At 51.0% G+C, this 7648-nt stretch carries 6 protein-coding genes and 1 other RNA gene; 2 read left to right on the plus strand and 5 right to left on the minus strand.

All coding sequences use genetic code 11. The annotated features are described in order from the left end of the window. On the plus strand, positions 1–1290 hold a 1290-nt coding region (locus tag H6F80_RS01655; protein ID WP_206755019.1), incomplete at its 5' end, for an ATP-binding response regulator. Here the strand turns inward: H6F80_RS01655 and H6F80_RS01660 are convergent. After that, positions 1287–2393, minus strand: coding sequence for a nucleotide-diphospho-sugar transferase (locus H6F80_RS01660; RefSeq protein WP_190789884.1), 1107 nt, complete (start codon positions 2391–2393; stop codon positions 1287–1289). The two genes, H6F80_RS01655 and H6F80_RS01660, sit on opposite strands and share 4 nt — an antisense overlap. Positions 2394–2714: 321 nt before the next feature. On the opposite strand from H6F80_RS01660, the gene pabB reads away from it, so the two are divergent. Beyond that, on the plus strand, positions 2715–4586 hold the full coding sequence (pabB, locus tag H6F80_RS01665; protein WP_206755020.1) for an aminodeoxychorismate synthase component I: 1872 nt from the start codon (positions 2715–2717) through the stop codon (positions 4584–4586). 142 nt (positions 4587–4728) lie between these two features. On the opposite strand, the gene H6F80_RS01670 is transcribed toward pabB, so the two are convergent. The 4 genes from H6F80_RS01670 to H6F80_RS01685 all read right to left on the minus strand — a co-directional run. Then, complete coding sequence (locus H6F80_RS01670) at positions 4729–5208, minus strand: hypothetical protein (RefSeq protein ID WP_190789886.1); 480 nt, start codon at positions 5206–5208, stop codon at positions 4729–4731. Positions 5209–5252: 44 nt separating this feature from the next. Next, positions 5253–5648 carry a phasin family protein gene (locus H6F80_RS01675; protein ID WP_190789887.1) on the minus strand — a complete coding sequence of 132 codons (396 nt, stop codon included), beginning with the start codon at positions 5646–5648 and terminating at the stop codon, positions 5253–5255. 170 nt (positions 5649–5818) lie between these two features. Beyond that, positions 5819–5915: signal recognition particle sRNA small type (gene ffs / locus H6F80_RS01680), an RNA gene on the minus strand. 72 nt (positions 5916–5987) lie between these two features. Beyond that, positions 5988–7648 (minus strand): HlyD family type I secretion periplasmic adaptor subunit (locus tag H6F80_RS01685; protein ID WP_347277810.1); only part of this gene is annotated, 1661 nt, incomplete at its 5' end.

The raw sequence follows: 7648 nt of genomic DNA on the forward strand, positions 1-7648 counted from the left end.
GGTCATCCACTTTACAGTCTCGGCATGTCAGAAGATATTACCGAGAAGAAGGCACTGCAATACCAGCGACAGCAGGCTGAAGAACAGCTCCGACGCGCTAATGAGCATTTAGCAGTAACCAATCTGGAACTTGCCCAAGCAACCCGCCTGAAAGATGAATTTCTCGCGAATATGAGCCATGAACTGCGAACCCCGCTCAACGCGATCATGGGCTTATCTGAAGTGCTGCAAACCGAAGTTTTTGGAGCGATTAATGACAAGCAGCGACAGTTTCTCGTCACAATTCAAAACAGCGGCAGTCACCTGCTTGAGCTGATTAACGACATTCTCGATCTGGCAAAAATCGAGGCGGGCAAGCTTGAACTTCAAATTGCTCCGGTTTCGATCGAGGAACTCTGCGAAGACAGTCTTGACTTTGTGAGGCATCAGGCACACGAGAAAAGCATTTCGCTCAACCTTGAGCTTGCTAATCCTTCTGCATCGATTCAATTAGACGAACGTCGCATACGTCAAGTGCTCATCAATCTGCTTAGTAATGCAGTCAAGTTCACACCAGAGGGCGGCTCGGTCACGCTAAAGGCCAAGGGCAGTCCAGCCACGCAGTGGTTGCAGTGCAGCGTTACCGATACAGGAATTGGCATTGCCCCTGCCGATCTCGAAAAGCTATTCCAGGCTTTTGTCCAAATTGATAGCAGCCTCTCTCGTCGCTATGAAGGAACGGGTCTGGGGCTAGTTCTGGTCAAACAAATTGTGGAACTGCATGGCGGTCAAATTTTAGTCGATAGCCAACCGGGACAAGGAAGCTGCTTCACCATTTTGTTGCCCTGGCGGTTCTCGCAATCCCATTCGTCTTCGGCTGAGCGGGCTTCGGGCTTACCTGTTTGCGCCGCCGCGACGAGTGCTCAGGGTGCAATGCAGCCCGTGATTCTGGTGGCGGAAGACCATCCCGATAATGTTATGACCCTGATGAACTATTTGCAGGCAAAGGGCTTTCACATCCTGCTGGCAAAAGACGGTATCGAGGCGATCGATCTCGCTCGATCCTATTTGCCCCACCTGATTTTGATGGATATTCAGCTTCCCCGCCTGAACGGTCTACAGGCGATCGATGCTCTGCGTCGGTATGCTGCAACCGCGAATATTCCGATATTTGCGCTGACTGCGCTGGCAATGCCGGGCGATCGCGAACGCTGTCTTACAGCCGGAGCCGATGAATACTTGACGAAGCCTGTGCAGCTCAACCATTTGTTTAACCTGATCCAAACCCGACTGAAACTCCAGAGCAGTTAATATATTGTTTCCACTTTCTCCACGCTCGCCTTTCCCGCTGTTTGTTCATCAGTCTGAGCAAGAATCACTCGCTGATACGCCTGCTGCGGATCGAACCGATCGTCGATTCCCCGCATTTGTTTAATCGCACGAATTACACTGTAGCCGAGGGCGATCGGCAAACCTGTGAATGCAGCATTTCCCAAGCCTAATCCACGTAGGATTTTGCCCAGGCGCGAGTGCGCGTCCAGCCAGGGCAGATCTTCGGCAAGCTGCGATCGATACGGGGCTGCGGCAAAGCAATAGGGCGAAATATCCATTTGCACAAAGTCTAAATAGGGCCGCAACGGCTTAAGCCCAGGTGGAATAAGCGATCGATGCCAGGGTTTTTCGCGCTGCGCGTGGATAAACGGCGGCATTCCGTCAACCAGATTTTGCAGCCGCTCGGCGATCGTATATCCGGCAAGCCCAAAGTATTGAATAATGGCTGTGCCGCGCTTTAGAATCCGCAGTGGAATATGGGCAAACTCTTGAGTGCTGAGCAGTGCAGTCAACACGTCCTGATCGCCAAACAGATGAAACGGCTTTTGACCGTAGGGCTGCTGCTGTGCCTGCTGATACACCTCGGTTTCGAGCAACTGCTGCCACTGCTGCAACAACAATCGATGCGCCTGCGTCACTCGCATCACACCCGAATTGAGATTGAAGGGCAAGCTGCGCCCGATCGCAAATCCCCACGCCCGCGCCCGATAGCCTTCATCGCGATAGTGACCGTATAACGCCTCTTCCGCAATTACCAAATCAGCGTCGGTCAGGGGGGCGATCGTTTGTCGAAAATCGCGGGTCACGATAATGTCGGAATCAATCCACCAGACTTCACGGTGTCCTTCTGTTAGCAGCTTCAGCAGCGCGTAGGGTTTAATATCCCATCCCGCAGCCGTGGCGATCGGCGTAGTTCTGAGATGAACCTGCGGCAGGGCAGCAGCCCAGGCTTTAAACGCTTCCGTAGCAGGCGGAAAGAACAGTTCAATTGGCACATGGGGACAGTGTTTTGCCAGACTGAGCAGCAGCAGCTTGACTGCAATTTCTTCGCGCTGACGATCTTCTGCAATGCAAATCACCATAGGGCTTGGAGCAGATTGAGAGAATCAGAGGATCAGGGTTAGAAGGTTCTGAAAATCGTCAGGTTGAATCAGTGATTTGAATCTAATAATTTGAATCTAATAATTTGATTCATAAATTGAGGCGATTTTAGGCAATCCTCGATCCCTCCTCCATCCCTCGAAATATAGATGATATAACTCTCATGAACAGAATTACTTGTAGAACCGGATACACTCACAGCAACGATCGAATAAAATGCACGATCGACCTGTAATTAATTCGCTATAAATTCGACTTTTGTCCGCCATAGGTTCGCTATAAATTCGCCATAATTAAAGCCTGTGCGATGGAAAGAGCCGATGACTGCTGCCCAGCCTGATTTTTCGCTGTCTAATCATTCAATTTTGCTACACGATGCGGATCGCCGTCAGTGGCTTTTGTTTCAGCAGCCGATCGCAATTTACACGACACAGGCGATCGATCAGGTCGTGCCCATGCTGCAAGACATTGAACAGCGGGTCACCCGCGAATCGCTTCACGCTGCTGGAATGATTGCCTATGAAGCCGCTCCTGCCTTTGATCTAACACTGACCGTTCACCCGGCTAATTTTCCCCTGATCTGGTTTGGGCTATTTGCTCCGCCGCAGATTGTTGAACTGCCTGCGAATCCAGTTTCTCTGTCGCCGCTCGATTGGCAGCCATCAATTGGGGATGGAGAATATCGATCGGCAATTCAGCAAATTAAGCACAGAATTCACGCCGGAGATACCTATCAGGTCAACTATACATTTCGGCTGCGATCGGCTTTCGAGAGCGATCCGTTTCAGCTTTTCTTGCAGTTAATTCAGGCGCAGGGTGCGGGCTATGGCGCGTTTTTGCAGCTTCCCGACTGGTATATCTGCTCGGCATCCCCGGAACTGTTTTTTACCCTGGAGAATCGTCGGCTGGTTTCGCGTCCGATGAAAGGTACGATCGCCCGTGGGCTATGGCATGAGCGCGACTGTCAGCAGGCGATTGAACTGACTCTGTCTGAGAAAAATCGGGCAGAAAATCTGATGATCGTAGACATGGTGCGAAACGACATGGGACAGATCGCCGAGGTTGGTTCTGTCTCAGTTCCCGGACTGTTTGACCTGGAGCAATATCCGACGCTGTGGCAAATGACCAGCACTGTGCAGTGTAATACAGCTGCGTCGATGACCGAGATTTTTCAGGCAATGTTTCCGCCTGCCTCGATTACGGGTGCGCCGAAAGCCCGCACAATGGAAATTATTACAGCACTGGAAACCGATCCTCGCAGGCTCTATACCGGAACGATCGGTTGGATTCAACCCGGAGCAGGGACATCGCTGAAAGCTCAGTTCAACGTCGCAATTCGCACCATTCTGATTGATCGCACCACACACACCGCAGAATACGGAACCGGAGGTGGCATTGTGTGGGATTCAGCCGACACTGCCGAACTGCAAGAGTGCTACACCAAAGCGCAAATTCTCACCCGATCGCAGCCCGCTTTTGATCTGCTCGAAACCATTCTCTGGACACCCACAACCGGATATTTCTTGCTCGAGCGTCACCTTCAGCGTTTGCAACAATCCGCCGATTATTTTGGCAATGCGATCGATCTTGTGACCCTTGAGCAGGCACTTCTGGAGCAAGCCGATCGAATGTTAGCGGAATGTCGGCAGTCCTCCATAGGTTCTCTCAATTCTTCAATGAAGGATGGAGAAAGCAGGTTGAGCAGAGGAGCAGGTCAGGAATATAAAGTACATCTAACCGTTTCGCGATCGGGCAAGTTTGAATTAAGCTATCGGCCTTGGGCCACTGCCCAACATACGATCAGAGCTCAGCTTGCCCCTTTTCCAATCGACTCAAATTATCCCTTCCTGTATCACAAAACCACAGAACGATCGATTTATGAACGGGTTAAGCAAGCCTGTTTTCCCGCAGAAGAAGTCTTGCTGTGGAACGATCGAGGAGAAGTTACAGAATTTTGTATTGGAAATTTAGTGATAGAAAAAGATGGACAGGCTTTTACACCGCCGATCGAATCGGGTTTATTAGCGGGAACCTATCGCGCAGAACTGCTGGCAACAAACAAGCTGAAAGAACGAAGGATTCAAATCAGCGAATTGAGTGAATGCGATCGAATCGGGTTGATTAACTCGGTGCGAAAATTTGTTGCGGTTGAACTGGTTACAGTTAAAAGTTGAACCTGTTACAGGCGAACCCAGATGGCGACAAATAAAAAATCCCCTGGGTGAACCAGGGGAACAATCAGGGTGCATCTACCAATTCCTTCTACGGATAAGCAGCAGCTCGCCCGGAATATTCAGAGAAAAATCGGCAAGTTGCTTAGTACTGATCATCAGTCAGGTCAGAGGATTGGGAATGCAGGGCAGGAAACGACCAGGAAACGAGTTCCTTATCCGCGCACTGATCAACGCCCTCTTCTATGCCAAAGGGATGCATGGCACAAATCAGCAAATTTCCGCCATAAACTTGCCCGTGGTAATGCTGACAGCCAATACAAACCGGATGTTGATTCAGCCAGGGTTCAACGGTGTGCGTCACAGGTTCAACGGCACGATCGAGCGTGGTTTCCATGCCCAGAACTATCTGAATCACGGGTTCAACCCAATCCGCAATTTGATGATCCAACTGATCGAGTTTCGGAACGATCGATCGCTCCACTTCTTCCATCACTTCTTCGGAAAACTCAATCACAGCATCTGCGAAATCATCTAATTCACGCCCAACGTTTTCAAAAAATTGCTCCACTTCTTTCGTCACCGAGTCTAAAGACCGGAGCCAATCCTGTTGCCAGCCATCCATAAACTGCGAAGGTAATGTTTAGTGAGTTGCCTATTGTGACTACTCTACTCTCGTTTGAGCCGCCGCAGTTCTTCTTGAAGTTTTGCAACTTGTGCTCGCAAGTCATCGACATTAGATTCCGGTCCAGCGGCTTTCGTCTCCGCGGCAGCGTCCGCGGCAGGCTCAGGTTCGTCGTCGGTTAAAATCTCAATCCGGCGCGGTTCGGTCGATCGCGGCTCATTCACAGACGGCTGCTCTTGCTGTGCCCGATTCATCATTTCATCGACTATCCGCTTCGCATCTTCGGCAGTAATCTCGCCGCGTGCCACCATCTCGTCTGCCAGCTTTTGCGCCTGAACCCGCAAACCTGCTAGTTTACCGCCTGCTTTTTCAGCCGCGTAGGAGGCAGCTCCCACACCTAAATAAAATGCTTTTTGAACGAAATCACCAAGACCTGCCATCGCTGAAGCTTCCTGTTTGCAAGGACTAGTTTTTCTCTAGCTTACAAAATGCGATCGGTTCCGTCGCTGCTCCTGAGCGGGAAATTACCCAACCACCTGAGGGGAAATTACCCAATAAAAATCAATGGAATTACTTAATTAAAACTATTCAACAAATAACCATCCAACAAAAAGACCCGGAGTTCACGCCGATTGCAAGCATCCCGTATTGCTGCTACCTTCCGGTCCTGACAAAGTTTGGGCGTTGTAATTGCATGAGTCCAGGTCTCTTTTAGAATAGCACATCGAGAAGCCGATCGCGAATTGTTGTTCCAAACGGCGATCGAACCGTTCTCGAAGTTATCGAACCGTTCTAACGCTATCCACTTTCCGCGAGAAGGAATCGGTAAAGATGCTCATCACCGAGCGCTTGCGGGTAATGATGTTCGCGCTGATCGACATCCCGGATTGGAGCGGAATCTTGTTGCCGTTCACTGCAAGATACTGCTGATCAAGCTGAATCTTTGCCGGAAAACGATAAAACTGATGGTTTTGATCCGGCGGTAGCGCATCCGAGCCAATGTTGATGATTTTGCCTTTGATATCGCCAAATTCACTAAATGGAAACGAGTCTACGCGCACATCGACCGGCAATCCTTCGGCAACAAAGCCAATGTCCTGATTGGTGATAAAGACCTCAGCCACCAGCGCATTGCTCGGCACAATTTTCAGAATCGGCTCGGTACTGTTCGCGACAAATCCGGATCCCTTAGCTTGCAGATCAAAGACAACGCCATCGATCGGCGCCCGAAGTTCCTGATAGCGCAGGGTTTGTTTCGCCTGGCTGAGCTGGCTGTCAATTTCAGAAATGCGGTTTTCGTTGTCTAGAATCGCCTTATTGATTTGGCTATCAATGTCCGCAATTCTTTTGTCGTTTTCAGCAATTTTGCTGAGCAGATCAGTGTTGGTAGTGGCAACAGTATTTTGCAGCTTTTGCTGAGCCTGGGCGATCGAAAAGCGCAGCCGTGCCGCTTCCTGAGCCAAACGATTGGCTTCTGACCGGGACTGAATCACCTGCTGCTCTTGCTTCACCACCTGAATTCGGGCAATGCCGCCGTCAACCAATAGCGGAGCCAGATCGCTATAAATTTTTTCGTCGATTGCTAGACTTTGCCGGGTCGAGGCAAGCTGCTGTTCGGTCTGGGTAAGCTGCTGTTGAAGCTGAGCCACTTCAAACTGAGCCGCCGCCGCTCTGGTGCTAGATTCCTGTTGGCTGGCTTGCAGACGAATCTGCTGCTCTGGCGAAAGACCTGCACCGCTGCCGCCGAACTGTGCCCGATAAAGCTGATTTTCAGCCAGCAGAGCTGAGCGGTTTTCGGTGAGCGACAGCACTTCGGGAGACAGATTAAGCTGCTGAGCGGTCGCTAAACTGGGAGCCACAGAACCCGCCAACTGAGAACGGTAAAACTGATTCTGGCGAGTCAGCGAGGCTTTGACCTGTTCGAGCGATTTTTCCTGGGCTGCCGCAGCCGTTGGGTCAAACCGAATCAGCAGATCGCCTTTGTTCACGCTCTGCCCATCTTTCACCAGGATTTCCTGCACCACACCGCCCACCGGAGCCTGAATGGGCTGCACGCTTTGTTCAGGCTGGAGCTGTCCGGCAGCAGGAACGGCTTCTTCGATTTGAGCAACCGCTGCCCAGACGATCACAAAGCCAGCCACGCCCATAATCCCCCAGAGAATACAGCGCGACCACAAACTAGTTTGCTGCAACAGAATTGGCTGATCGAAGGATTCTGCCCGAATCAGCTTATCTTCAGCAGCTCCGGTCTCTGCTAGCTCCGCCCGGCTCTGTTTGCCGTTGCCGTTTTGGTGAGCGGGCACTTTCAGGGGGGCAAGACTGCTCGATTTGCCGTTTTTTCCGGCTCCGTTCCTTCCGTTCATTGCAAGAAAGCTCCTTTGCGGATCGTGGATTAAGGGGGACTGAGTGAAGGAAAACTGCAAGACTCGGTGTATTCCAA

Source organism: Leptolyngbya sp. FACHB-711, assembly GCF_014695615.1.
Lineage (GTDB): Bacteria > Cyanobacteriota > Cyanobacteriia > Elainellales > Elainellaceae > Leptolyngbya_A.